The sequence below is a fragment of the Kitasatospora paranensis genome (assembly GCF_039544005.1).
In the GTDB taxonomy this organism is placed as follows: Bacteria; Actinomycetota; Actinomycetes; order Streptomycetales; family Streptomycetaceae; genus Kitasatospora; species Kitasatospora paranensis.
In genome coordinates this window covers 8,219,893-8,243,705 of sequence record NZ_BAABKV010000001.1, presented here as the reverse complement: position 1 = coordinate 8,243,705, position 23,813 = coordinate 8,219,893, and the positions used below count along the sequence as shown (strand labels likewise).

22 protein-coding genes and 3 pseudogenes are annotated in these 23,813 nt (G+C 72.2%); 8 read left to right on the top strand and 17 right to left on the bottom strand.

Translation table 11 applies throughout. The features are described 5' to 3' along the window. The first annotated feature begins 18 nt into the window (after nucleotides 1-18). Nucleotides 19-1,335 (top strand): LysR substrate-binding domain-containing protein, encoded by a 1,317-nt coding sequence (locus ABEB13_RS39255; RefSeq protein ID WP_345709380.1) that lies wholly within the window; start codon nucleotides 19-21, stop codon nucleotides 1,333-1,335. 62 nt (nucleotides 1,336-1,397) lie between these two features. Here the strand turns inward: ABEB13_RS39255 and ABEB13_RS39250 are convergent, their stop codons facing one another. After that, nucleotides 1,398-2,321: an NADP-dependent oxidoreductase gene (locus ABEB13_RS39250; protein WP_345709379.1), complete on the bottom strand. Its 924-nt coding sequence runs from the start codon at nucleotides 2,319-2,321 to the stop codon at nucleotides 1,398-1,400. 125 nt (nucleotides 2,322-2,446) lie between these two features. Here ABEB13_RS39250 and ABEB13_RS39245 point away from each other — a divergent pair, with 125 nt between their 5' ends. Continuing rightward, nucleotides 2,447-3,493 (top strand): GlxA family transcriptional regulator, encoded by a 1,047-nt coding sequence (locus ABEB13_RS39245; protein ID WP_345709378.1) that lies wholly within the window; start codon nucleotides 2,447-2,449, stop codon nucleotides 3,491-3,493. Between the two features lie 250 nt (nucleotides 3,494-3,743). Here ABEB13_RS39245 and ABEB13_RS39240 read toward each other — a convergent pair whose 3' ends face one another. The 7 genes from ABEB13_RS39240 to ABEB13_RS39210 form a co-directional block, all read right to left on the bottom strand. Then, complete coding sequence (locus tag ABEB13_RS39240) at nucleotides 3,744-3,977, bottom strand: hypothetical protein (RefSeq protein WP_345709377.1); 234 nt, start codon at nucleotides 3,975-3,977, stop codon at nucleotides 3,744-3,746. Then, on the bottom strand, nucleotides 3,974-4,396 hold the full coding sequence (locus tag ABEB13_RS39235) for a hypothetical protein (RefSeq protein WP_345709376.1): 423 nt from the start codon (nucleotides 4,394-4,396) through the stop codon (nucleotides 3,974-3,976). The genes ABEB13_RS39240 and ABEB13_RS39235 overlap by 4 nt, the downstream gene beginning before the upstream one ends. Before the next feature lie 36 nt (nucleotides 4,397-4,432). Then, nucleotides 4,433-5,140, bottom strand: coding sequence for a sugar phosphate nucleotidyltransferase (locus ABEB13_RS39230; protein ID WP_345709980.1), 708 nt, complete (start codon nucleotides 5,138-5,140; stop codon nucleotides 4,433-4,435). Beyond that, nucleotides 5,037-6,434 (bottom strand): DUF6365 family protein, encoded by a 1,398-nt coding sequence (locus tag ABEB13_RS39225; RefSeq protein ID WP_345709375.1) that lies wholly within the window; start codon nucleotides 6,432-6,434, stop codon nucleotides 5,037-5,039. Before ABEB13_RS39225 ends, ABEB13_RS39230 begins: the two co-directional genes overlap by 104 nt. A 14-nt stretch (nucleotides 6,435-6,448) precedes the next feature. After that, nucleotides 6,449-6,697, bottom strand: a complete 249-nt coding sequence (locus tag ABEB13_RS39220) for a hypothetical protein (protein WP_345709374.1) — start codon at nucleotides 6,695-6,697, stop codon at nucleotides 6,449-6,451. Further along, nucleotides 6,694-8,430, bottom strand: a complete 1,737-nt coding sequence (locus tag ABEB13_RS39215; protein WP_345709373.1) for a S8 family serine peptidase — start codon at nucleotides 8,428-8,430, stop codon at nucleotides 6,694-6,696. Before ABEB13_RS39215 ends, ABEB13_RS39220 begins: the two co-directional genes overlap by 4 nt. A gap of 299 nt (nucleotides 8,431-8,729) precedes the next feature. Then, nucleotides 8,730-10,388 (bottom strand): ricin-type beta-trefoil lectin domain protein, encoded by a 1,659-nt coding sequence (locus tag ABEB13_RS39210; RefSeq protein ID WP_345709372.1) that lies wholly within the window; start codon nucleotides 10,386-10,388, stop codon nucleotides 8,730-8,732. Nucleotides 10,389-10,767: 379 nt separating this feature from the next. Here ABEB13_RS39210 and ABEB13_RS39205 point away from each other — a divergent pair, with 379 nt between their 5' ends. Both ABEB13_RS39205 and ABEB13_RS39200 read left to right on the top strand, forming a co-directional pair. Beyond that, a complete protein-coding gene (locus tag ABEB13_RS39205; protein ID WP_345709371.1) occupies nucleotides 10,768-11,133 on the top strand; it encodes a hypothetical protein in 366 nt (121 codons plus the stop codon). 196 nt (nucleotides 11,134-11,329) lie between these two features. After that, nucleotides 11,330-11,965, top strand: coding sequence for a hypothetical protein (locus tag ABEB13_RS39200; protein WP_345709370.1), 636 nt, complete (start codon nucleotides 11,330-11,332; stop codon nucleotides 11,963-11,965). 252 nt (nucleotides 11,966-12,217) lie between these two features. Here the strand turns inward: ABEB13_RS39200 and ABEB13_RS39195 are convergent, their stop codons facing one another. Continuing rightward, nucleotides 12,218-12,598, bottom strand: a complete 381-nt coding sequence (locus ABEB13_RS39195; protein WP_345709369.1) for a hypothetical protein — start codon at nucleotides 12,596-12,598, stop codon at nucleotides 12,218-12,220. A gap of 83 nt (nucleotides 12,599-12,681) precedes the next feature. On the opposite strand from ABEB13_RS39195, the gene ABEB13_RS39190 reads away from it, so the two are divergent. After that, nucleotides 12,682-12,933: a hypothetical protein gene (locus tag ABEB13_RS39190; protein ID WP_345709368.1), complete on the top strand. Its 252-nt coding sequence runs from the start codon at nucleotides 12,682-12,684 to the stop codon at nucleotides 12,931-12,933. Nucleotides 12,934-13,043: 110 nt separating this feature from the next. On the opposite strand, the pseudogene ABEB13_RS39185 reads toward ABEB13_RS39190, so the two are convergent. Next, nucleotides 13,044-13,924: pseudogene (locus ABEB13_RS39185) on the bottom strand (AraC family transcriptional regulator). Nucleotides 13,925-14,048: 124 nt separating this feature from the next. Here ABEB13_RS39185 and ABEB13_RS39180 point away from each other — a divergent pair. Further along, a pseudogene (locus ABEB13_RS39180) lies at nucleotides 14,049-15,163 on the top strand (serine hydrolase domain-containing protein). Nucleotides 15,164-15,307: 144 nt separating this feature from the next. Here ABEB13_RS39180 and ABEB13_RS39175 read toward each other — a convergent pair. Beyond that, on the bottom strand, nucleotides 15,308-16,309 hold the full coding sequence (locus ABEB13_RS39175; protein ID WP_345709367.1) for a winged helix-turn-helix domain-containing protein: 1,002 nt from the start codon (nucleotides 16,307-16,309) through the stop codon (nucleotides 15,308-15,310). A gap of 327 nt (nucleotides 16,310-16,636) precedes the next feature. On the opposite strand from ABEB13_RS39175, the gene ABEB13_RS39170 reads away from it, so the two are divergent. After that, complete coding sequence (locus tag ABEB13_RS39170; RefSeq protein WP_345709366.1) at nucleotides 16,637-17,194, top strand: hypothetical protein; 558 nt, start codon at nucleotides 16,637-16,639, stop codon at nucleotides 17,192-17,194. Nucleotides 17,195-17,254: 60 nt separating this feature from the next. On the opposite strand, the gene thpR is transcribed toward ABEB13_RS39170, so the two are convergent. Next, nucleotides 17,255-17,836 (bottom strand): RNA 2',3'-cyclic phosphodiesterase, encoded by a 582-nt coding sequence (thpR, locus tag ABEB13_RS39165; protein ID WP_345709365.1) that lies wholly within the window; start codon nucleotides 17,834-17,836, stop codon nucleotides 17,255-17,257. A gap of 248 nt (nucleotides 17,837-18,084) precedes the next feature. On the opposite strand from thpR, the gene ABEB13_RS39160 reads away from it, so the two are divergent. After that, nucleotides 18,085-18,669, top strand: a complete 585-nt coding sequence (locus tag ABEB13_RS39160; RefSeq protein ID WP_345709364.1) for an AMIN-like domain-containing (lipo)protein — start codon at nucleotides 18,085-18,087, stop codon at nucleotides 18,667-18,669. A 207-nt stretch (nucleotides 18,670-18,876) separates the two neighbouring features. On the opposite strand, the gene ABEB13_RS39155 is transcribed toward ABEB13_RS39160, so the two are convergent. The 5 genes and pseudogenes from ABEB13_RS39155 to ABEB13_RS39135 form a co-directional block, all read right to left on the bottom strand. After that, complete coding sequence (locus ABEB13_RS39155) at nucleotides 18,877-19,725, bottom strand: hypothetical protein (protein ID WP_345709363.1); 849 nt, start codon at nucleotides 19,723-19,725, stop codon at nucleotides 18,877-18,879. Nucleotides 19,726-20,090: 365 nt separating this feature from the next. Beyond that, nucleotides 20,091-22,400: a lamin tail domain-containing protein gene (locus ABEB13_RS39150; RefSeq protein ID WP_345709362.1), complete on the bottom strand. Its 2,310-nt coding sequence runs from the start codon at nucleotides 22,398-22,400 to the stop codon at nucleotides 20,091-20,093. A 133-nt stretch (nucleotides 22,401-22,533) separates the two neighbouring features. Beyond that, a complete protein-coding gene (locus tag ABEB13_RS39145) occupies nucleotides 22,534-23,097 on the bottom strand; it encodes a GNAT family N-acetyltransferase (protein WP_345709361.1) in 564 nt (187 codons plus the stop codon). Between the two features lie 156 nt (nucleotides 23,098-23,253). Continuing rightward, nucleotides 23,254-23,583 (bottom strand): carbohydrate-binding module family 20 domain-containing protein, encoded by a 330-nt coding sequence (locus tag ABEB13_RS39140; protein WP_345709979.1) that lies wholly within the window; start codon nucleotides 23,581-23,583, stop codon nucleotides 23,254-23,256. Between the two features lie 60 nt (nucleotides 23,584-23,643). Then, a pseudogene (locus ABEB13_RS39135) lies at nucleotides 23,644-23,813 on the bottom strand (carbohydrate-binding module family 20 domain-containing protein); the annotation flags it as partial.

Genomic DNA, 23,813 nt, shown 5'->3' with positions numbered 1-23,813 from the left:
ATGATCCGGAGGGCGGGCATGGAACTGCGCGACATCGAGATCTTCCTGGCGCTGGCCGAGGAACTGCACTTCGGACGCACCGCCGAGCGGCTGCACATCACTCCGTCCCGGGTCAGCCACGCCATCAAGAAGCAGGAGCGGCGCATCGGAGCGCCGCTGTTCGAGCGCACCTCCCGCACGGTCCGCCTCACGGCGCTCGGCGCACAACTGCGCGAGGACCTGCTGCCCGCGCAGCTGCAGATCCAGCAGGCCCTCGACCGGGCGATCGCCGAGGCGCGCGGCATCACCGGTCCGCTGCGGATCGGCTACTCCACTCCTTGGTGCGCCGATCTGGTCCTCCGCGCGGCCGAGATCTTCCGCGGCCGGCACACCGGGTGCACCGTGCAGATCCACGAGATCCAGTTCGACGACCCGCTCGGCCCGCTGCGGCGCGGCGAGCTGGACGTGCAGGTGAGCGAAGTCCCCGTGGACGAGCCCGGCATCACCGGCGGACCGGTGCTGTTCCGCGAGCCACGGGCCCTGATGGTGCCGGCCGGCCACGCGCTGGCCGCCCGCCGGAGCGTGTCGCTGGAGGACCTGGCCGACGCCTCGCTGATCACCCCGCGCGGCACCGTCCCGAAAGCCCTGTTGGACTTCCACCTGCCCGTCCGCACCCCTTCCGGGCGCCCCGTCCCCCGCGGCCCCGCCTACACGTTCTGGACCGAGGTCCCCGCCCTGATCGCCGCGGGCCTCGGCGTCTCGATCGTGGCCACCCGCGCGGCCACGTACCACGGCCGGCCCGGCATCGCGTTCGTCCCCTTTGACGACGGACCGACCCTCGACTACGGCGTGCTGTGGCCGAGCACCGGGCCGTCACCCGCCGTCACGGCTCTCGTCGGCCTGCTGAGCGAGCTCGCCGACGCGAACGAGGGCACGCGGCAGCGGCCCGACGCGGACGGACCCGACATCGGCCCGGTTCCCCGGCCGGCGGCCCGGCTTTCTCCCACAATGGGCCGCATGGATGCCGTGCAGGAGTACGTCGACGCGATCGCCGCAGAACACCGCCCCCTGTTCGACCGGGTGAGCGGCCTGATCCTGGAGGCCTTCCCGGAGGCGAGCCCGTCGCTCTCCTACGGGATGCCGACCTTCCGGGTCGGCAAGCGAAGGCTCCATGTCGGCGTCTGGCAGCACGGCGTCTCGATCTACGGCTGGGGGACGGACCGTGACGGCGGATTCAGCTCCCGGCACCCCGCTCTCGTCAGCGGGCGGGCGACCATCCGGCTGCGGCCCCGGGACGCGGACGGCATCACCGACGACGAGCTGCGCGATCTCATCCGCGCGGCGCTGGAGGCCTGACCGAGCCCGCGGTGCCACGTACCGGGCCTCCGTCGGGAAGCGGCCCGCCGGGCGCCCGGCTCTCAGTCGACCGTGAGGACGATCTTGCCGGTGGTACGGCCCAGCTCACCGATCTCGTGCGCCTTCGCGGCCTCGGCCAGCGGCAGCACGGTCTCGACGACGGGCTTCAGCGCGCCGCGCTCCACCAGGGCGGCGATCTCGCGCAGGCCCAGATGGTCGGGCTCTACCAGGACCCAGGCCGCCCGCACGCCGTCCCGGGCGGCGGGGACATCGTCCGGGCCGGGCAGGGTGATCAGCCGGCCGCCGGAGCGGAGCACCTGCAGGGAGCGCTCGGCGGTCTCCCCACCGAGGCCGTCCAGCACCACGTCGATGTCGGACACCACGTCCTCGAACCGGACCGCCCGGTAGTCGACGACCTCGTCAGCGCCCAACTCCCGCACCAGGTCGTGCTTGCCGGCACTCGCGGTGCCGATGACGTAGGCGCCGCGGGCCTTGGCGATCTGCACGGCGAAGTGGCCGACGCCGCCCGCCGCCGCGTGCACCAGCACGCGCTCCCCGGGCCGGACGTCGGCCGCGTCGACCAGGGCCTGCCAGGCGGTGAGCGCGGCCAGCGGCAGCGCCGCCGCCTCCACGTGGGTCAGGCCGGCCGGCTTGGGCGCGAAGTGCCGGGCCGGGGCGACAACGTACTCGGCGTATCCGCCGGCCTGGCGCGGGAACAGCGGCATGCCGAAGACCTCGTCGCCGGGGCGGAAGACGCCGACGCCGGGGCCGACGGCCTCGACGGTGCCGGAGACGTCCCAGCCGACCGCGGGCACGGCGCCCCACTCGATGAGGGCGCCGCCGGCGCGGGTCTTCCAGTCCACCGGGTTCACTCCGGCCGCGTGCACCCGCACCAGGACTTCGTTCAGGCCGGGCTCGGGCCGCTCGATCTCGCGCTCGACCAGGTTCTCCGGCCCGCCCCACTGCTCCACGACCACTGCGCGCATGTTCTCCGCCTCGTCCTTCGCTTAGATCCCTGTGCGCCGGGATCCCCCGGCGACGCAGTCCACGATCCGACACGGCGGGGCGGCACGGTGTTGGCCGTTTGGCCACTATGTGACAGGATCTGGCCATGGACAGGACGCAGGCGGAGACGACGACGAGCGAGCAGGGCCGGACACCGGGTGCACCGGTCGGGCGGCACCGGATCGCCGTGCTCGCCCTGCCAGGGGTCCCGCCCTTCGAGCTCGGCATCCCGTCCCGGGTCTTCGGCAGCGCCGAGGACGCCGAGGGGCGCCCCCTCTACGAGGTCACGGTCTGCACCGCGGACGGCGCCCCCGTCCTCAGCGACGCCGGGTTCACCGTGCAGCCCGCGGCCGGCCCGAGCGCCCTGGCCGCCGCGGACACCGTGATCGTCCCGCCCACGCACGCCATGCCCGAGCTGGGCCGCGGCGGCCCCCTGCCGCCCGAGGTCGCCGCGGCCATCGCCGGGATCCGGCCCGGCACCCGGCTGGTGTCGATCTGCACCGGCTCCTACGTGCTCGCCGCGGCCGGACTGCTCGACGGCAGGCCGGCCACCACCCACTGGAACCTCGCCCCGGAGTTCCGCCGCGCCTACCCCCGGGTCAAGCTCGACGAGGACGTCCTGTTCGTCGACGACGGCGACGTGCTGACCTCCGCGGGCGTGGCCGCCGGGGTGGACCTGTGCCTGCACATCATCCGCCGTGACCACGGTGCGGCCGTCGCCAACCGGGCCGCCCGGATGTGCGTCGTCCCGCCCTGGCGGGACGGCGGGCAGGCGCAGTACATCGACCGCCCCGTCCCGGAGCCCACCGTGGCCAGCACCACCGCCACCCGTGCCTGGGCCCTGGAGCACCTCGGCGAACCACTGCCGCTGGACCGGCTCGCCGAGCATGCCCGCATGAGTCTGCGCTCCTTCACCCGGCGCTTCCGCGACGAGGTCGGCATGACCCCGGTGCAGTGGCTCACCGCCCAGCGCCTGGAGATGGCCAAGCACCTGCTGGAGACCACCGACCTGGCGATCGACCTGGTGGCCCACCGGGCCGGCCTCGGCTCAGGGAACTCCCTGCGCACCCACATGCGGACGGCCTTCGGCGTCTCACCCGCCGCCTACCGCCGCACCTTCAGTCCGCACGACGCCACCGCCCCCGTGGCGTAGCCACGGCGAAACCCTGCCGGCGCCTCTCGGCCGCCCTCGTCCGGCGCCGCGGACGACCGAGGGGCCGGGCCTCAGATCATGTCCGCCGTGGACCTGACGCCGCGGACCATGTCCTTGTAGAACAGGGCCGGCCCACCCGACGGATTGTCGAACGTGACGGTCACCTTCTCCCACAGCAGCCCGTGCGGCAGGTGCTTGACGATGCAGAACAGCGTCGGACGGTCGTCGCGGAACGTCGACCGCTGGATCGTCAGGCCGGCGGGGACGAAAACCCCCGCGCCGCCAGTTCCTCCGGATCGAGCAGGACGTCGACCACGAAGCCGGCGCGCCGCTCCGGGGCGACGGCCCACATCTCGCTCAGCACGGAACGGAATTCGGGCGAATTCGCGAAACGTGCGACATCCTGCATGGCAGCACGCACCGCCCGTTCGACCTCGACATCCGCGTCGGAGGTCGACGCCGCGAGCTCATCGGTCCCGGTCATTCTGCCGCCAGGGTCTGTCCGCCGACGGAGCCGCAGACGATGTAGCCGACCGACCCGCAGACCGTCAGCCCGGAGGCGAAGTCCTCGTCGTCCGCACCGGGAGGGCTCACGGTGTCGATCTTGGCACTGCTCACCAGGGCGTTCTGGGGATTCTCGAAGAATCGCGTCGTCAGGCGGAAGTCGTCGGGAATCGGCACCCCCTTGCTCCGCAGGTTGTCCACCGTGGCGAGCCGCTCCGCGGTCTTCAGCCGGTCGGCCTCCGGGGCCTGGCCGATCTCGTCCAGAATCGCGAGGAATCCGGGGTGCGAGGCCATCTTGCCCAACGTGATGGCTTGCTGGGCCAAGGTGTCCGGGTCGATCGGAGGTCCGGGCGTCGGGTCGCCGGCAGGTGACCGCCCGGCTTCGTCGTTTGTAGGCATACCACGACGGTAGCATTGCGGAGGGTTGCCGAACCGCTACGAAGCGTCAGTATCGTTTCGCGTCGAGCCCCCGACAGTGCCGGCATACGGCCCTACGAGGGTCCGTGCCGCGCGCAGGCCGTCCGGCGTGCCCGCATCGCGGTAGACGGCGTCGTCGAACAGTTCGGCCTTGACGCGCAGACCGGACCGGACCGCCGCGTTGAGGACGTCGCTCAGGGTCGGCTCCCCGCCGCGGGCGGCCTCCGCGTGCTCCGCGCACAGCCGCGTGAACGCGGCGCGCCACCACACGACGCCCCAGGTGTTGCGCACGGCACTGCTCACCGGCTTGTCACGGACGGCGAGGACGTTCGCCTCCCGATCGACCGTCACCGGGGCCAGTCGGGTGGGATCGTCGGTCGGGAACAGGCCGAGCACGACGTCGGCGCGCGCCGTCCCGGCCCGGACGAGGAGCCGGCCCACGACGTCGACCGGGGCGAACACCGTGTCCGGCAGGACCAGCACGACGTCGCGCCCGGCGAGGGCGGCGGCGGCCGCCCGCACGGCGTCGGGCAGACCGAGGGGACGCTCCTGGACGGCGTAGTGCACGGCCATGCCGAACTCGTTGCCGCAGCCCAGCCGGGCCCGCAGCAGGCGCTCCTTCTCAGGGGAGACCACCACGACCGATTCGCGCACGCCCGCGGCCGCCAGCGCGCCCAGGGCGAACCCGATCAGCGGCCGCCCGGCCCCGGGCCCGAGCTCGGCCAGTTCCTTCGGCCAGTGCGCTGCCAGGCGCGTACCGCGGCCGGCCGCCGGCAGCAGTCCGATCGCCGCGGTCACGGCTTCCCCGGTGGACGCATCCGGTGTCGACGGCGGCCGCGACAAGGGCCTCGCCGACCCGCGGCAGCCGCTGGACGCTCGCCCGGAATTGCTCCTGGGCGGCCAGCACTCCGCGCCGCGACGGCGAGTCGGTCAGCATGTCCCGGAGCCTGCCGGCAGTGGCCGCGCCACCGAACACCTCGAGCCGGGCGAAGGCGCTCGTCACCGGGTTGTCGTTCAGCACCGTGACGTTGCCGATCGCCTCGGGAGTCCAGTTCGGGAAGGCGATCCACGGCCGGGCCCGGCTCAGGTCCGGCATGAGAAGCCGCGCGACCGGTGCTGCCACCGGACTGCCGAACGTGGCCAGCACGTCGACGATTCCGAGCGTGTGCTGCCAGGCCACGGCAGGCGTGCCGAGGTCGATCGCCCGGCCGATGGTGGAGGCGAACGGGTTCTCGGTGAGCACGAGGTCGGCGTCCGCGAGCAGCCGGTCGAAGACCGCCGCCGGCTGCGGGGGAAGGTTGACCACGCGCAACCGTCCGCGGGGCGCGGCCGGGAGCAGCGCCCCGTTGTTGACGGAGAGCAGCTCCACGGGACGGCCGAGGTCGGCGAGGTAGGACTCCAGGATCGCCGGGAGGTGCTGGTGGAGCGGGTGCTTCACGGCGGCCGCGAGGGTGATCGCCCAGGGAGCGACGGTGTGCACGATCCGCAGCACGCCGGGGACGCGTGCGGGCAGCTCGTCGATCCCTGCCAGCCCGGTGACCGGACGGGTGACGGCCACCGGCAGGCCGGGCCTGCCGTCCATCAGGGGTGAGCCCAGCGGGCACGGTCGCAGGATCGCCGTGTCGGGCGGCCACGCCGCCGAGAGCGGGATCCCCAAGTGGTCGAACGTGGCCAATCGGCAGCCGGATCCGGTGATGACGTCGATCGCGTCGGCGACGTCGACGGGGAGGCTGCCGGTCGGCGTGTCGACCAGCGCGGCGTCGCAGAACACCACGATGTCGGGCGAGACCCCGTCGACGACCCGGCGCAGCGTGGCGGTGTTGCCCGCCCGGTCCGGCCCCAGCGCGTGCGTCCCGGCGAAGTCCGTGCCGGATGCGGTCGCGTGCCGGGGGGCGGCCAGCAGGTGCGCCGCGAAGCCCGTCGCCGCCAGGTCGCGCGCCGCGTGACGAGCCGTGCTCACCTCGCCGGACGCCCGGTGGTGCGGAGCGACGAAGAGCACCGTACGGGTGCGGGAAGCCATGACGCGTCCCGCCGTCACGTCCGGCCGGGGCCCGCGGAGGGCTCCGCCGGGATCGCGCCGCTGATAACGAGCGCGAAGCCTTGGCCGGGGTTGCCCACGTTGACCTGGGTCGCCACGACGGTGACGGTCCACGGTCCGACGGCGGGGGCATCGACGATCACGGTCTCCACCGGGTTCACCGCGTCGGGGCCGTCGCCACCGGGGACGGACCGGGCCGCGGACATGACGTTGCCCAGGTAGCGGGTCCCGTCGGGTCCGGTCACGACGAGATCGAGGTTGTTGACCGTCGCCGTCCCGACGCCCGGCACCGCGGGGGCGGCTCGGTCCAGACCAGGGTCGCCTTGAGCCGGTCGGCTCCGTCCAGCACCTCCACCGGGTGGGTGCTCTCCTGTCCGGTGGTCAGGCCCGCTGCGTTGCGCAGGTCCCGGACCTGCAGCCGGCGCGGGCTCGTGGGGTCGAGAGCGAGGCACTCGGCCAGGCGCACCGCGCCCCAGCCGGTGGAGTCGCTCGGGTAGGCGGCCGCCGGATCGACCGGGACGGCGGCGTGCAGGAGTACGGCCTTGAGCAGCGCGCCCGAGGGGACGAGCCGATCGCCGGGGGTCGCGCTGCCGGTGGGGTGGAATCCCTCGGTGAAGTACTGCCGCACGAGGGCCGCCGCAGCGGCGGCCAGCGGGGTGGCGTAGCTGCTCGCGCACGCCGCCCGGGGGCCCGTGCCGCAGTCGGTCCCGTTCAGCGCCGACTGGACCCCGCACCCGACGACCATGAGGTCCGGCTTGACCCGCCCGTCGGCCGTGGGGCCGGCCGCACCGTCGCCCAGGGCCGGCGCAGCCGGGTCGGACGTCGCCGCGCTCACGCAGACGGCGTTCTTCGCGGTGCCGGGAGGGCCCTGCTGCTCACCGGAGTTCCCGCTCGAACCGAGGACGAGGCAGTCCTCGTTCTGCCAGGTGAAGGAGTCGACGTCCGAGGCCGTCACGTCGTAGGTGGCGTGCCCGCCGCCCGGTGTCGTCGCGTGCCAGCTGTTGGAGTGGATGACCGCGCCCGCCGCGTGGGCTGCACTGAGCTCCGCGAACAGCGTGGACGCCATCGGCTCCGGCGCCTCGTCGAAGATCGTCAGGTCCATGCGGTTGCCCAGGACGAGCTTGGCACCGTAGGCCCCGCCCCGGCACGGCGAGCTGCCGGGTGCACCGACGTCGTCGCCCGCCGCGCATCCTGCGACGAACGTCGCGTGGGGCCCCGGGTCCTGCTTGTGCGCGTTGCGCACCTGGATGATCTTGCGGTGGCCGGGGCCGGGCGGCAGGCCCTCGCCGTCGACGAAGTAGCAGTGGTGGAGGTCCGCGGGCCCGTTGTCGAGGATCCCGATCACCTGCTCCTCGCCGTGCAGGCCGTGCTCCCAGATGCCCGCGAGCATTCCGGCGGTTCCCGGCTGCAGCGCCGCCCCACCCTCGGGGTGGTCGTCGACGATGGTCGGCACCGGTTCGACCCACAGCACGAACGGCAGCGCGCCGACCGCTTCGAGCCTGTCCACGGAGAGGTTGAGCCGAATCGACTTCGCGCCACCGCTCATGGTCGCGTCCAGCGCGGTGATCTGCTCGCCGCCCAGGTCGGCCAGGGCGCTGCGGGCGGCATCCAGGTCGGTGTCGGGGAAGGCGAGGATGGTGAAGCCGGCGATGTCGTCGTCGTCCCTGGGCGTCGTGTGCGCTTGCGGTGACACGCTCAGGCCGCCGTCGAAGGGGACGACCGCCCGGATCGCCGGGTCCTCGCGCAGCTCCGGCACCGTGTCCGGCGAGAGGCGCTCGATGTAGGCCAGGTTCGGAACGTATTCGGTGAGCCGGAGGTCGAACGTGCTGCGCAGACGGGTGACCTGGTCGGCCGTCAACGGCCGCGCGACCTGCACGATCCATGCCTTGGGCGGTCCGGCGTCGGGTTCGTCGTCGGACTGGGCCTGCAGCGGATCGAAGCTCCGATCACCGATCGAGACGACGAACTCAGGATTCATCGGGCCTCCGTGGACACGCCCAGCGGGCGTGCACGTGCGAAGCCGGGCGGTGCCATGAGCACGCCCGGGTGCGTCACCGGAAGCGTCCGCCCCCGGCGTACCAGGTTCACACCAGGACTGCTACCCCGGCCCGCGCACCTCGACCGCCATGCGCAAGTACCCACGGACGAGTGAACCGCTCCGCCCGGGTGCGTCATCCGCGCCGGGCCCTCGCACACCCACTCGCCGGACACGACGTCGAGGGGCCCCACCGCGGACGGTGGGACCCCTCGACGTTCACGGCAGAGTCCTGCTCGCGCTCAGGCCAGGGCGAACTTCTGGGCGCCGGAGCCGTTGCAGTCCCAGATCTGCAGCCGGGTGCCGTTCGCGGTGGCACCTGACGGCGAGTCGACGCACCGGCCCGTGGTCGGGTTCGACAGCGAGCCGTCGGTGTTGGCCACCCAGTTCTGGTAGCCGCCGCCGTTGCAGGTGGCCAACTGGAGCTTGGTACCGGCCGCGTTGACACCGCCGGCGATGTCCAGGCACTTGCCGAGGGTCTGCAGGGTCTGGCCGCTCCAGGTCCACTTCTGGTCGAGCGCGGTCGCCTGCTGGCAGTCCCAGAGCTGGACGGCGGTGCCATCGCCGCCGTTGTCGTCACCGGCCACGTCCACGCACTTGCCGCCCGGACCGTAGATCGGGGTGCCGATGGCGAACTTCTGGGCGCCGGAGCCGTTGCAGTCCCAGATCTGCAGCTGCGTGCCGTTCGCGGTGGCGCCCGACGGGGAGTCGATGCACCGGCCGCTGGTCGGGTTCCGCAGAGATCCGTCGGTCTGCCGCACCCAGTTCTGGTAGCCGCCGCTGTTGCACGTCGCGAGTTGCAGCTTGGTACCCGCGGCGCTGTTGCCGCCGGCGATGTCCAGGCACTTGCCGAGGGTCTGCAGGGTCTGGCCGCTCCAGGTCCAGTGCTGGTCCTTGGCACCCGACTGGCAGTCCCACAGCTGGACGGCGGTGCCGTCGCCGCCGGTGTCGTCACCTGCCACGTCCACGCACTTGCCACCGGGACCGGTGATCGTCTGGCCCGTCACCGAACCGCCGCCCCCGCCCCCGCCACCGGAGCCGGGGCCCTTGTTGTACACGGCCAACGAGTCGATGACCAGCTTGCCGCCGGAGACCGTGGCCGCGTTCGGGCCGCCGCCGAAGGCGTCCGGGAATCCGCCGCCCATCGCGAGGTCGTAGATGATGAAGAACGGGTGGTCGATCGCGTCCGACCAGGTCGTCGCGTCCACCTGGTTGGCGTTGACGGTGAAGAAGTTGTTCCCGTCGAGATAGAACCGGATCTGCTCCGGCGACACCGAGCGGTCGATCTCCGTGGCGTAGTCGTGGAAGCCGGTCTGACAGCCCGAACAGGCGCGCTCGCCCGAGCCGATGCCGGTCGACTCGTTGCACGGACCGCCCGGGTTCACGCCGCAGTGGATGGTGCTGAAGTCCGAGCTGCGGCCGTTGATGTCCTCCATGATGTCGATCTCGCCGGACTTCGGCCAGGTCACACCGGAGCGCAGCGGTGCCCCGAGCATCCAGAACGCCGGCCAGTAGCCCGCGCCGTTGGCGGTCGTGACATTGGGCTGCTGCAGGACGGACTCGATGCGGACGACGCCGCCCGCCGGGGCACCGAAGGACGCCGACTGGGTCTCCACGCGTCCGGAGGTCCAGCCGCCCCGCGGATCGGAACCGGAGTGCAGGGCCTGGAGCACCAGATGACCCTGGCCGTCGTAGTAGACGTTCGACGTGCTGCTGGTCATGGTCTCGATCTCACCGGTGCCGAAGTTGCTTCCCGGCCCGGTGTCGTACTTCCACAGACTCTGATCGATGCCCGTCCCGGACGCTCCGTTGAAGTCGTCGCTCCAGGTGAGCGAGAAGCCCGACGGCGTCGGGGGCACCGCCGCCTCGGCGTTCGATGTCGCAACGACGGTGGCCGCCACCGTGACCGCGACAACGGGAACCAGTGAGAGCGCTCTCTTCCACGCGCGGCGCACAGGCCGCGCCATGAGAAATGTCATGCATGCAGCATGTCGACCGACCCTCCGTTCGACAAGAGGGATGACACACATTGGTGGTCGAGACCACTGCGGACACGGTCGGTGCCGTTCCTCATCCCCGGCGCGTCCGGTGAACCACCGCCTCGGGACGGTCCGTTGGCCCTGGTTCCCGAGCGGCAAAGGTCGTGCACGGCGCCGTGCGAACTCCCCGGCCGCCCCGCCACGGCCGGACGGCCGTCCTGCGCCACGACGGGACAGCCGTCCTGCGCCGGGGCCGTATGGCCGTAAGCTGTGCACTCGGTCGAACAAGGGGGAATGCGACATGGGTGGCTGGTTGTGGGCGGTGATCCCGGCCGTCATGGTCGGTGGGGGCTGGGTCAGTGAGAACGCCCGGCGGGCCCTGAAGACACGTCATGAGCGGAAGCTCGAACTGCACCAGGCCGCCGAACGCCACCGGCTCGCACTGGAAGCGGCGAACCGGCCGCCGGAGCCGGTCTGCGGCTGCACCCACCACCTCGCCAAGCACGACCAGCAGGGCAAGTGCCACGAGGTCGTCGAGGCACCGACCGCCTGGGACGCCGACCGCAAGCCCGTCCAGTACGAGGCCCGGCCGTGCAACTGCCAGCAGTACATCGGCCCCGAACCGCTGAGCACCGTCTTCGCCGCGGAGATCGTCGACCCGCGCTGACGGCCGACCCCGCGGCAGTCGTGCTCCGCACGGCACGGAGAGCTTTCCCGGGCACCGAAAATGCGTTCGAGGCCACTGGCATGCGTGGTGCAATGGCCCCATGGCGAATGGCGACGGTCGGATGCGGTTGCGAGTGACGTCCCATCCCGGTGCCGCTCCCGGATCCGGGCCCAGCCGGATCCTGAGCGCCGGCCCCATGCTCCGCAACACCTCGGTCCACCCGCCCAAGTACCAAGTCGCGTACCTGAACGCATGCCGCGCAGACCTCCTTCGGATCGGCGCCCTGTTCCGCGTCGCCGCGACGAGCCCGCACAGCGCCGTCCACATCCCCGTCCCAGCGGACGCCCGTCCGATGGCCTCCGTCCACGGCAGCACCCCTCCCATGCCGATGCTCCTGGCCCGTGAGGACACGGGGCTGCGGCCCTCCGACTGGCCGGATCTGCGGCACGGGATGCGCCGCGCGTCGCTGCCCCTGACGGTGACCGCCCCTGCGGCGCGATCTCCCTGGCGGCCCGACGACGTCCGCCGCCGGGCCGATCGCCGCCCCGCGCGCTACGCGGAGCACGCCGAGACGATCGTGATCACCGCCCGCGCCGAACTCCTGTTCTGGATCGGTGACTGGCTCACGGCCGCCGGCGACACCGTCGCCCAGGACCGCCATGTCCATCAGCACGGGGAGAGCTTTCTCGGTGACATGGTCCGCTTCTTCGACCCCAGGAGCACGAACCGGCCCATGCACGCGTTCTGCGTCGTCGCCGTCGAGCCGATCTTCCACCGGGCCCGCTGGCGCAAGGAGCGAACGGCCGTCCGAGAGGGCGTCCTCAGCCGGTAGAACGTTCTTGTGGTCGCTTGATCGTGTGGGTTCGGGTGGTTCGGGCCGGTCGCGCGGCTCGGCCCTCCTGGGCTGCCCGGGTGGGCGACCGCAAGCCCCAGTGTCCCTCGATGTCCGCCCCGCACGACGTCAACGTCCTGGTCACGACGGCGTGCTCAATCTCGGGCATGCAGGACTCGCCCACGGCTGCACACCACCGGTCCGAGGTGGGTCGATACGGCGGACGCTGAACCTCGCCGGAGCGCGTGGTCGCTAATGGCCCGTCCTGCGAAGCCACCGCAGCGTTGCGGCGAGCTCTTCGCCGAAGTCCTCGCAGAGTGCGAGCAGCTCGCGACCCGTCGACGAGTCGAGCAGCCCTTCGGAGCCGGGGAAGGTCCGGAGGGCCCCAAGGCAGGCGGACTCGACAACCAAGTTGCGTGAGGCGAAGTAGCCCCAGCCACTCGTCCGGTCTCCCAGGTCGGCAAGGTACCGGTTGTGCGCTTCCTCCGAGGGGTGGGAGTAGAACGAGGCATCGACGAGAGCGTCGAGGCAATTCGCCAGGCCGGACGACACGTCGACCACTCGCTCGACGGTGTCCAGGGCCGGCTTGTCCAGCAACTCGCCGAAGGCCAACAGGCCCCCGATGGTTTCCAATTGAACGAGCTGGACGGTGTCCGGGTCGACCTCGGACTCGAAGAGGGGGCCGTGGACATCTCGGCGACTGCCTGACCGTATGCGTGATTCGACTGCTCCCCGGCGGGTTCTGCTGCCAGTCGGAACAGCAATGCCAGCACCGTCGGATCGACGCCCCATTCCGCATCCATGTCGAACGCGAGCACCGGCGCACGCCACCGCCACAGGGCCAGAGCGGCGGCCTGACGCTGGTGAACCGGATTCAGGTCGGCCAACCGCTCGATCTGCACCACGTCCATCGTCGACCCCATCTGATCGCCGTGCCCTTCCCGGCCCTTCGTCCCGGGACAGTCTAGAAACGGGACTCGCCTCCGGCCCGACCGGGAACGAGGATGCGCGGTCGTCGCGGAGTCGATGCGACCGCGGGTGCAGCCCGAGCCTGGACTCCGGGGACACGTGGCGGTGCTCACGCCCCGGCGGTCCACCTGCCTCGTTCGACCGGGATCCACAGCTGGGAGTCGGTCTCCGCGCCGATCTCCACCGGCCGCGTCCGCAGGAGTTCCGGACCCGGCCGGCTCGTGTACGGGTTCGAGGGGAACCACTGCGTGAACACGTCGCGCCACAGCTCCTGGAGGGCACTCGGGTAGGGCCCGTGGTTGTCGAAGACCGCCCACGTCCCGGCCGGCACGTCGAGGGCGTCGAGCTCCTCGGCGGTCGCCTCGGGACCGGTCACCGCACCGACCCAGTAGTCCGCCTCGGCGCCGTCCTCCCGACTGTCGGTCAGGTACACCACCGCCGACAGGATCCCCGCCGGCTCCTGACCCGCCAACGCCTTCATCCGTACGATCGCCCGCTCGTCCAGGCCCCGCACGTGTGCCGCGGCGGCCTCGTTCACCCCTTCGCGCACGAGCGGGAGCCGGGCCTTCCTGCCGACGACCCGAAAAGACTCCTTCTCCACGATCCGGTACCGCATGGTCGCACTCCCCTCGACGACCACCCGGAAGGACATGCGCGGCTGCGCCGTGAGCACCGCGCCCGTGCGCCGGGCCTCGCCCGGCCCGATGCCGTGCACCGACCGGAACGCCCGGGCGAACGCCTCGCCCGAGCCGTACCCGTACCGCACCGCGACATCGAGCAGCGTCAGCTCCCGGCCAGCACCTCGGCCCCGGCGAGCGTCATCCGCCGGCGCCGCACGTAGACCGGGAGCGGCATCCCGGCGAGCGCCGAGAACAACCGCCGGAAGTGGTACTCGGAGACCGCGGCGATCCGGGCCAACTCGGCCATGTCGACCTCCTGGTCGAGGCAGGCCTCCAAGTGGTCCAGCGCCTGATTCAGCCGCTCCAGCACGCGTATCCGTCCTTCCGTCGGGCCGCCTTGCACAAGTGGAGAAGAAATGACCGTGCTGCGCCCGACAGAACCGGCGCGGGAATTGTCGGGCAGGAATGCCCGGCAATGCCGGAGGCTTGCCGCCATGACCGATATTAAGGGAATCTGCGAGCCTCGGTTCGACGCCGTCCGTGAGGCTCTTGCCATGGTGCTCGGCAAGGACGACGTGGGTGCCTCGGCGGCCGTCTGCCTCGACGGCGAACAGGTGGTCGACCTCTGGGGCGGGTACGCCGATGCGGACCGCTCCGTCCGCTGGGAGCGCGACACCCTCGTCGGCGTGAACTCGACGACCAAGAACATGACCGCCCTGTGCGCCCTGATCCTGGCCGACCGGGGCGAGCTCGATCTGTCCGCGCCGGTCGCCGCCTACTGGCCCGAGTTCGCCGCGGCCGGCAAGGAGAACGTGCTGGTTCGGCACGTGCTGTCGCACACCGCGGGGCTCCCGGACCTGGCCGGGCTGACGGCGGTCGAGAAGCTGTACGACTGGGAGGGTGTGACGGCCGGGCTGGCGGCGCAGGCGCCCGCATGGGAGCCGGGAACGGCCGCCGGTTATCACGCGCTCACCTTCGGCTTCCTCGTGGGCGAGATCGTCCGCCGCCTCACCGGCCGCAGTCTCGGGGAATTCTTTGCCGAGGAGGTGGCCGAACCGCTCGGCGCCGACTTCCACATCGGGCTCTCCAGCGAGCACGACCACCGCGTCGCCCCGCTCATCCCGCCGCCGTCACTCACCGACGAGTACGCCGCCAGTGCTCCGCCGGGACCGGACGGCACGCGCCGGGAGAACACCGGAGCCGCGATCCGGGTCAGGGATGCGAACTCGACGGCGTGGCGCCGTGCGCAGATCCCGGCGGTGAGCGGTTTCGGCAACGCCCGCTCGGTCGCCCTGGTGCAGTCCGTCCTGGCGAACCGGGGTTCGGCCGGCGGGGTGCGGCTGCTGTCCCCCGGGGGTGCGAGCCCGCGTGGCAGGAGGTGTTCCGCGGGGACGACCGCGTGCTGGGGACGCCGATGTCCTGGACGGCGGGCTTCGGCAGGTTCGGCAGCACCTTCGGCTGGGGCGGCTGGGGCGGCTCGCTGGTCGTGAGCGATCCCGGTTCGCGCATGACGGTGGCCTACGTCATGAACCAGATGATCGACCGGGACCGGCAGGAGGACAACCGCGGCATGGAGATCGTGATGGCCGCCTACGACGGCCTGCGCTGAGGACGCGACGAGGGACCGCCGGGGCTCGCACAGGCTGTTCCCTCCCGCACCGCCACCCGCAGGTACGCGCCGACCCCGGCACGGGACACCCGGGTCCTGCGAGGAGCCGCCGGCGGACCCCGGCAGGCACCTCGTCCGGCGCGTTCAGCACGGATGCGCGGGGTCGGGCGGGGGCGTGGGCGCCTGGAGGAGGCGCCGGCCGAGATGGGTGACCCGGTGGCGGGCGGTGCCGTGCTCGCGCGTCGTGGTGATCAGGCCGCCCGCGCGCAGCGCGTTGAGGTGGTGGCTGGCCGTCGCGGCGGAGATGTCGACCCTGCTCGCCAGTTCGGTCGTGCTGCGGACGACCGTGAGAGCCGTGAGGACGGCGGCACGGGTGCGGCCCAGCAGGCGGGTCAGGCCGGGGTCGATGCGGGTCTCGTGCTGCGCGAGGACGGCCCGGTCGTGGTGCACCGGGAAGTAGACCTCGACGGGTGCCTGCTCGTCGTGGTTGTCGAGGCGGGCCGTGGGGGTGCGCAGGAAGAACACGGGCACCAGGAGGAGTCCCCGGCCGTCGAGGCGGAGGTCAACGTCGTGCGGGATGTGGCACGGAACGGTGAGGACGGGGAACTCCCAGCCGATGGAGGGGTGCAGGCGGCTCAGCACGACCCCGGGTCCGGCCGCCGAGGCGTCGGACGCGGCCCGGACGGCGCGTTCCACGTACGGCCAGGTCGGCGCGATCGCCAGGCGGTGGTACGCGTCGAGCAGCCGGACCAGCCGCTCGGTCGCCTCCGGCTGCCGGTGGTGGACGTCGACGACCCACTGCGGCAGCCCGGGGCGCATGCTGCGCGCCGAGGCGAGATCGGAGATGGCCCGGTCCTTGGGCAGGGACCGCACCGCCGCGAGCCCGTCGCGCAGGGTCGTGGCCCCCGTCGGGGCCATCAGGAGCTCCAGCACGGCGCCGTCCTCCGGTGCCGCGAGGTCGAACAGCGGCATGCCGCGCCGGCCGATACCGGCGCGGACCTGGGCGGACCAGCGGGTGAACGGTTCGCTGTACGCCTGCGGCTGCTGAAGGAACTGGAGACTCAGCACCGTCTCCATCAGCGGCTCCGGATGCGGTGCCCAGCGGATCCGCTGCAGGTCGGCAGCGGTGAAGTGAAGACGAAGCATCAACCCCCAGTCGATCGGTGCGATCAGCGCACGCTGCCGGACTCGGAGGGCCCGGGTTCCGAGAACTGGCATGTGCGCGTCAATACTGCGCGCCGGAAAGGGCCCGCGCAAGAAGGAGGGCATATGCGTCCGGACCGTGCCGGACGCCCGCCCGGACGTCGTTCCGTCCCGGTTTCGAGCGTGCTCGAAACCCGTGGCTCCCCTCTGCGGCGCCGAGCACGATGGGGCGAGCCGGTCACCGGAAGCACGACCCCTCCGGGCCCGGCCGACGTGCACGACTCCACGGGCTCGACCGCCCGCGGAGGACCACGAATGAGGGGTTCTCAGATGACTCGGTCCACCATCGCCTCCCGCCGGGCGCGCCGTGTGCGCGCCGGCCTCGCCGCGGCCGCCCTGGCCGGCGTGTGCCTCGCCGGGCTGCCCGCCGCCCCGGCCTCGGCCGCAAGCCCGAAGGTGATGATCCAGAGCGGCGCCTTCCGGGACTACAAGCTCTGCGCCGGCCCCACCGACCAGCTGGTGCGGCTCCGGCCCGTCAACGTCACCGACCCCTTCTGCGAGTGGAAGCAGTTCGGCGACAACTCCCGGTTCACGCTGTACAACGCCGCCAAGGACCAGGTCATGGCGTACACCGGCGGCAACGAAGGAGTCGTGGTGATGGAGGACTCCGACACCTCGCCGCTCGGCGCGAACGGCGAGCTCTGGTCGTGGGGCGGCGAGGAGAACTGGGGGTCCTTCGCCCTCCAGTCCTTCTGGGACAGCGGCCAGAACGTCGACGCGAAGTCCCCCGGTGACCAGGACGTCGCGCGCACCGACGCCGTCCACACCCGCGGCTGGCGCCACGGCTACCAGCGTGAACTGACCTGGAACGCCGTCCCCCTGCACTGACCGCGGACGGTGTCGGGCACCACCCGATCGCCCGACCGCGAGGCCGCGCGCTCCCGTCGGCTACGGCTCGGCGGGAGCGCCGTCGCCGCCGGGGGCCCCGACCGCCGCGCCGAACCGCCACGCCTCGATGTCGCGGTAGCGGATCGGCCCGGGCCCCCGGCTGATGTTGCTGCCGACCAGGTGGAGCCGCTCGGCGCGCCACGGCCGGCCGACGAACCCGGCGAGCCCGGCCGCGGCCTCCGGCACGCTGAGGGGATCGTCGCGACGGGACCTCGCCAGCGTCAGATGGGGACGCAGCGGGCGCTCCGTGAACTCGATCCCGCAGGACCTGACGAGTTCCCGGACGTCGGCGGCGAGCAGGTGCAGTCCCGCCAGGTCCCCGTCGATCCCGCTCCACAGCAGGCGCCCGTCGAAGGCGCCGCCCCCGCGCAGGCCGAGGTGCAGGGCGGGGTGCGAAGCCGCCCGGCCGGCCAGCACCGACCGGAGCAACGGCACTGCCGTGGAGGGAAGCTCCCCGAGGAAGGCCAGGGTGATGTGCCAGTCCTCGATCCGGTTCCACCGCAACTGCGGGTACCTGGCGTAGCTGGGCTGCAGGACGCGGGCCAGCTCGTCCTTGGCCTCGTCGGGCGGGGCCAGGGCCACGAAGACTCGCCGGGTCGAGGGCTCGGGGGAACGTCCACCAGGGATTTCTAGCACCTGACGTACGCTCCCGGACGGCGGGGGCGGGCCCGCGCGGCACCGACGGCGCCGGCCGACTCGGGACGGGCGGGTCGGCGGTCAGCGGCCGGCCGTCAGCGGTCGTCCGAAATCATCCGCGACCTTTCCACGTGCCGGAGCGTGAATCACTGTGGGGCCGGTCGAAGGGGCCGGCACAGATCAAGGGGAACGACATGCGACGGTGGACCACTGCGCTGGCTGCCGTGATACTCGCCGCGGGGGCGGCGGCGACCACCATTCCGACGGCCGCGGCCGCATCCGCCGCCACGGCCTGCCCGACCGGCTGGGGCAGCCTCGACCGGCAGGACCGGAAGGACCCGTACCAGCCGCAGGCACTCACCAACATCCGCACCGGCGCTCAGGAGTGCTTCGACCGGCTGGTGCTGGACGTCCCCGGCACGACACCCGCCAACCCGCTCGCCTACCAGGTGCACTACGTCACCGGCAATGCCGTCCAGCAGGCCGGCAGCGGCACACCGATCCCGGTGCGCGGCGGCGCCGTGCTGGAGATCGTCGTCGGCGCGACCACGTACGACCCCGCGACCTGGCAGGTGGTCTACCCGGGGCGGGCCGGCGAGCCGCTGCCCGGTGTCGACCTGAACGGCTACCGCACCTTCGCGGACACCCGCTTCGCCGGCAGTTTCGAGGGCGAGACCCAGATCGGACTCGGGGTCCGCGCCCGCCTCCCGTTCCGGGTCTTCCAGCTCGACAACCGCCTCGTCATCGACGTCGCCCACACCTGGGGTGCCACCGCCTGACCCCGCCCGCCCGCCCCCTCGCCGGGGGCGGCGGTCCGGCGCGGCGCGCGGGTGCAGGCGCTGCACCCGCGCGCCGGCGGCGCGGTGACGACGGGTCCGCACCGACCGGTGCCCGGTACCGGAGCGACCGTGTTCAGAATCGGTCGTCGAACGCTGACCTCACCGCCATCGGACGGGGGGCACCGGCGCGTCCCTCCCCCGTCGTCGTCAGGCCATGCCGAGCTCGTAGGAGCTCTGCACCCAGCCGCAGAGGTCGGTGAGGTCCGCCTCCACCTCGGCCCAGGTCTTCATCGCCCGGCCGAAGGTGCGGATCTCGAACGGGATCATCACCGCCTCCTCCTCGACGTGCGGCGCGATCTCCCGCATGCCGCCGAACACACGCTGCTGGGAGATCGAGCCCTGCCCGGTGAAGGCCGCCTTCGTATAGGCGAGCAGCTTCACGGGCTGGCCGGTCACGATCTCGCGCACGGCCTTCTCGTAGAAGGTCATGTCCTCGCCCTCGAAGCCCGTCTCGTGGTACTCGTCGGCGAGCAGCGTGACGAGGTCGTCCTGGTTGTTGCGGAGGTAGGTCTGCACCAGGGGGTCGAGCCGGCCGTACACGTCGGCGAGCCTCGACCGGCTCAGCACCACCGTCCGGTTCTTGATGCCCGTGTCCCTCCCGCCGTTCTCGACCTCGTCGGCGTGGTCGGCGAACGCGGTGACCTGCATGAACAACAGCTGGAGGTAGCCGACCACCTCCCGGCGGCGCTTCGCCTGCGCGCTGAACGCGTGGTCCCGCCGCCCTGCCGGGTCGGCGGTGTCACGGCGGACGAACCGTTCGGCGGCCTCCTCCGCGAAGGCGTGCGCCTGCTGCAGGCGGTGCCGCGCCTCGGGCAGGTAGACGCCCTCGCGCAGCGGGGCGGCCGAGCGCAGCCGGTCGAAGAAGGTCGCCATGCCGCCGAGCGGCACGCCGACCGAGTAGTGGACGAACAGGCCGTCGCCGTTGCCGGGCGTCCCGGCGTGCTCGGTGTACCCGTTGCCGGGGGCGAACCGGGCGCCGTTGCCGGCGGTCAGCACCGTCAGGAGGGCATGGGTCGAGCCGGCCAGCGTCCCGGCCCCGGCCTGGTAGAACGCGTCGCGGACCGTCCTGATCCGCCGGAGGGTGTCCAGGAGGGCCGCCGGCCCGCTCGTGTACCCGTCGCCGACGACGGACCAGGGCTTGGTGACGAACTCCAGGTTGGAGTACTTCCCCTGCCGCCCGGCAGGCTCCGGGAGTCCGAGACCACCCGGAAGAGGGGTTTCCCGGTGGGAACGGCCGGGTGTCGTGCCGTGGTCTCCGCCAGCTTGGCGTCTCCCGGGATCTTCGCCCCCGCCGCATCGGTGACGGGAAGGCTGATCTCGATCTCGTACCCGATCATGCATGGCTCCTTCGCCCGTGCCGCTCACGTCGGCGCTGCCGCCGGCCGCCGGAGACCGGATGTCCGCAGCCGTCTCCCCGCCCCGCCGGCTGTGGCAGCCGCCTCGGTCACCATGCTCGTCCGCCCGCATACACAGCGGATAAGCGAGCAGGTCAGCTCCACGGACCGCCGCCGCCGCACGCGCCGAACCCGCCGGGAAGCCGCCGAGAGGCCGTCAGGGGCGCTCACCCCGTCAAAGGCCGCTCCCGGCCGACGGGGTGGTCGTGGTCGTGACCACCCGGTCGGCCGGGAGCTTGGTCGTCGTGCTCTGCGCGGCGGCCTCACCGGCCTTGGTGCGCCGCCGCCTGCGGTCGGGCGATCAGCAGGGAAGGTGCCGCTGTAGAGGGCGTGGCCGTAGGAGGAGGTGCCGGTGCCGAAGCCGTAGATGCCGTCGTCGCTCCAGACCGCCTCGCGGAAGCCGTTGACGCAGGTCGAGGTCGGCGCGAGCGCGAAGCCCTCCAGGTTGTCGACCGGCATGACGGCCGGGTTCGCGTAGGTGGTGTCCGGAACGATCGCGCCGCTGGTGTTGACCTTCAGCAGGGTGTGCGTCTCACCGCAGGTGTTGTCGCAGGTCGCGACGATGCGCTGGGTTCCGGCATCGAACGTCACGTCCATCACGGAGACCTTGCCGGTCGCGATCGAACCGAACGTGGTGAAGGTGCCGTCGGAGTTCAGGCCGTAGACGTGCAGCGTGCCGTCCCACTCCAGGCCGGCGAAGTACAGGCCCGCACCGTGCAGCGGGTAGTTCGCCGGGTTGTAGGCCGCGCCGGTCAGCGGGTCGACCCAGCCGTTGGCGGTCAGCCAGCTGTCCGGCACGTACCCGACGCCCTCGAAGCCCAGGTTGGCGTCGTCCTTGCTGCCGGTGTTGAGCTGCGGGAACTGCGAGGTCATGTCCCACTGGTGGATCGGGGTGAGCGTCGATCCGGTCGCGGCCGGGTCGAACTCCATGATCGTGTCCTTGGGGACGGTGTTGTTGGTGTTGTCGCGCTCGGAGGTCACGTAGAGGTGGCCGTTGCCGCCGACCGTCAGGCCCTCGGAGTCCGGCTCGCCGGAGCCGCCCGCGAAGCGGATCTGCTTGCCGGTCGCGCTCCAGGACGCGTCCGGGATCCACTTGCCGCTGCTCTTGACCAGCTTGTACAGCCAGTTCTTGTTCTTGGCGGCCCACAGCACCGACGGGTTCGCCGGGTCGAACGCCAGACCGCTCACGTCACGCCCCTCGGGGCCGGTGGACGTGGTGAACGCGCAGACGTTGTCCGCGATCGTGACGTCCGCGCCGCCCGGCCACGCCAGGGTGCCTACCGGGTTGGAGCCCGTACCGCCGGGCGCCTCGGGGGTGCAGCCGCTGGTGAGCGCGCCGCCACCGCCCAGTAGCTGGCCGGTCTGCCCACCGCCGCCACCGCCGCCGCTGCCCGAGCAGGAGTTCGCGCTGCCGGGCGTCGCGGTCACGGCGGTCCGGAACCAGCCGGTGCCGTCGGCGCAGCGCTCGTCCGACGGCGAGGCGCCCGCGGCCGCCCAGGTCACCGAGTCGACGGTGCTGCCGTTGTTGTCGACGAGGAAGACCGAGTCGTTGGCACCCAGGCCGAGGGTGGAGTTGAACGTGACGTAGCCGCCGGCCGGGATGCTGGTCGCGCTCGGCGAGGAGGACGAGATCGAGACGGCGGAGTGGGTGGTGTCGTTGTCGACGTACTTCCACGACCCGATGCTGACCGCGCTCGTGCCGCCGTTGTACAGCTCCACGGTGTCCGCGCCGTCCGAGGTGACCTCGTTGATCCGCACCCGGCTCGCCGCCGGGATCGACGAGGGGCACCCGGAGGCGTTCGCGGCGCCGAACGTGGTCGCCGTGGTCGTGGTCACCCACGCGCCGGTGCCGTCGCCGCCGCAGCGCGCCATCGCCGGCTTCGCCGCGTTGGTGGCCCAGTCGACGCGGTCGACCACCGTGCCGTCGGCCGTGTAGATCACCACCTTGTCGGAGTCGCCCAACCCCTTGGGCGAGTTGAAGGTGACGAAGCCGCCGGCGGGGATCGTGCCGGCGGACGGGCTGAAAGACTGCGGGGAGAAGCTGTCGTCGGACATCTTCCAGCCGCTGATGCTCACCGCGGTCGAGCCGGTGTTGTACAGCTCCACGGTGTCGTTGTTCGACGAGGTGACCTCGTTGATCCGAACGTTCTGGTAGCCGGCCGGGTCCGCGGCGGCCGCGGGCTGCGCGGCGAGCAGTCCGGTGGCGACCAGTCCGGAGAACGTCAGAGCTGCGGCGCATACGGAGGCGACGCCGGTACGGGAGTGTGAGGTAGGCACGAGGCGGAACTCTCGTGGCCGAACCTTGAGCCAGTGTGTACGGCAGCTGAATGCCACCTGCTGGCCACCGGAACGCTCGGCGCGCTGCGCCACGAGGTGGCGGTGCGCGAGAGTTCCGCCGCCGGGCCTCCGGTCAGGCCCGGTCGGCCTGCCGTTCGCGGGCGAGCATCGCGTAGACGTACTCGCTGCCCCAGCGTTCACCGTCGAGGTCGTTCTCCACGAGATGCGCCTCCCGCCGCATGCCGAGGCGCTCGCACACGCGCACCGACCCGGTGTTCAGGACGTCGAGGCGGGCGAAGAGCCGGTGCGCACCCAGCTCGTCGAAGGCCAGCGCGGCGGCCGCGCGCGCCGCCTCGATCGCGTAACCACGGCCGCCGTGGGCGGGGTTGAACACCCAGCCGATCTCGGCCTGGCGGGCCCGCGCGCTCGCCAGCTTGAGGACGACCTCGCCGAGGACGCCTGCGTCGTCGGCCCGGCAGACCGCGAGCGCCAGGCTGTCACCGTCCTCGGCCCACGGCGTGCCGCCGACGCGCCGGGCCAGGCTCTCTGCGCACTGCTCGCGGGTGAGCGGCGGCCGGTAGAGGTACCGGGCCACGTCGGGGAGGCTCTGGTACGCGTACAGGTCATCGAGGTCGTCCTGCGTGAACAGGCGCACGACGAGTCGCTCGGTGGTGACGGGCAGCGAAACCGTGCTCATGGATCCGGTCTCTCCTCTTCGCGGGGCAGCCCGCCAGCGTAACCGACGGGCGGCCCGCGGCTCCTGCCCTTTCTGCTGTGCCGCCGTCAGCTCCGGGGGCGGCACCACGGGCCGGCCCCTGCCTCGCGGCGGCGGCCGGCCCGTGGTGCGGTGCTGCTACTTCCAGCTGTCGGTGATCGTCGAGGTGCCGGATGCACCGGTGGTGCAGGTACGGTTCGCCCCGCTCTCCCAGGTGACGTTCCCGGCGGCGTCCTTGACGATGTACTTGTACTCGAAGGCGGTCTTCGCCGGGAGCGTGAGGGAGATCGTCCAGTTCGGGTACGAGGCCGAGGACAGCTTCAGGGCGGAGCCGGTGTTCCAGCTGCCGAGTTGGGCGATGGAGCCGACGAGGTAGACGTTCTGGCCGAGGACGGTCGTCCTGTTCTCGGAGAAGTTGACGGTGACCTGGCCGGTGGTGCCGCCGGTGACGCCCCAGGTGTCGTTCAGGGTGCCCCCGGACGATCCGGTGTCGGCCGTGTGGTTGGCCCCGCTCTCCCAGGTGACGTTCCCGGCGGCGTCCTTGACGATGTACTTGTACTCGAAGGCGGTGTTCGCCGGGAGCTGCACGCCGGCGTTCCACACCGGGTAGCCGGCCGACGAGAGCGGGACAGCCGCGCCGGGGCCCAGTTGCCCAGCTGGGCGAGGGAGCCGACGACGAAGACGTTCTGGCCCAGCAC

Bases quoted from the DNA above. Each gene is read 5' to 3' on its own strand.
- ABEB13_RS39250 (WP_345709379.1), bottom strand. From the start codon at position 2,321: ATGCGCGCAGTGGTCGTGGAGCAGTGGGGCGGGCCGGAGAACCTGGTC.
- ABEB13_RS39170 (WP_345709366.1), top strand. From the start codon at position 16,637: ATGACTCGGTCCACCATCGCCTCCCGCCGGGCGCGCCGTGTGCGCGCC.
- ABEB13_RS39160 (WP_345709364.1), top strand. From the start codon at position 18,085: ATGCGACGGTGGACCACTGCGCTGGCTGCCGTGATACTCGCCGCGGGG.
- ABEB13_RS39235 (WP_345709376.1), bottom strand. From the start codon at position 4,396: ATGCCTACAAACGACGAAGCCGGGCGGTCACCTGCCGGCGACCCGACG.
- ABEB13_RS39145 (WP_345709361.1), bottom strand. From the start codon at position 23,097: ATGAGCACGGTTTCGCTGCCCGTCACCACCGAGCGACTCGTCGTGCGC.
- ABEB13_RS39225 (WP_345709375.1), bottom strand. From the start codon at position 6,434: ATGGCTTCCCGCACCCGTACGGTGCTCTTCGTCGCTCCGCACCACCGG.
- ABEB13_RS39200 (WP_345709370.1), top strand. From the start codon at position 11,330: ATGCTCCGCAACACCTCGGTCCACCCGCCCAAGTACCAAGTCGCGTAC.
- ABEB13_RS39255 (WP_345709380.1), top strand. From the start codon at position 19: ATGGAACTGCGCGACATCGAGATCTTCCTGGCGCTGGCCGAGGAACTG.
- ABEB13_RS39175 (WP_345709367.1), bottom strand. From the start codon at position 16,309: ATGCTTCGTCTTCACTTCACCGCTGCCGACCTGCAGCGGATCCGCTGG.
- ABEB13_RS39215 (WP_345709373.1), bottom strand. From the start codon at position 8,430: ATGAATCCTGAGTTCGTCGTCTCGATCGGTGATCGGAGCTTCGATCCG.
- ABEB13_RS39245 (WP_345709378.1), top strand. From the start codon at position 2,447: ATGGACAGGACGCAGGCGGAGACGACGACGAGCGAGCAGGGCCGGACA.
- ABEB13_RS39240 (WP_345709377.1), bottom strand. From the start codon at position 3,977: ATGACCGGGACCGATGAGCTCGCGGCGTCGACCTCCGACGCGGATGTC.
- ABEB13_RS39205 (WP_345709371.1), top strand. From the start codon at position 10,768: ATGGGTGGCTGGTTGTGGGCGGTGATCCCGGCCGTCATGGTCGGTGGG.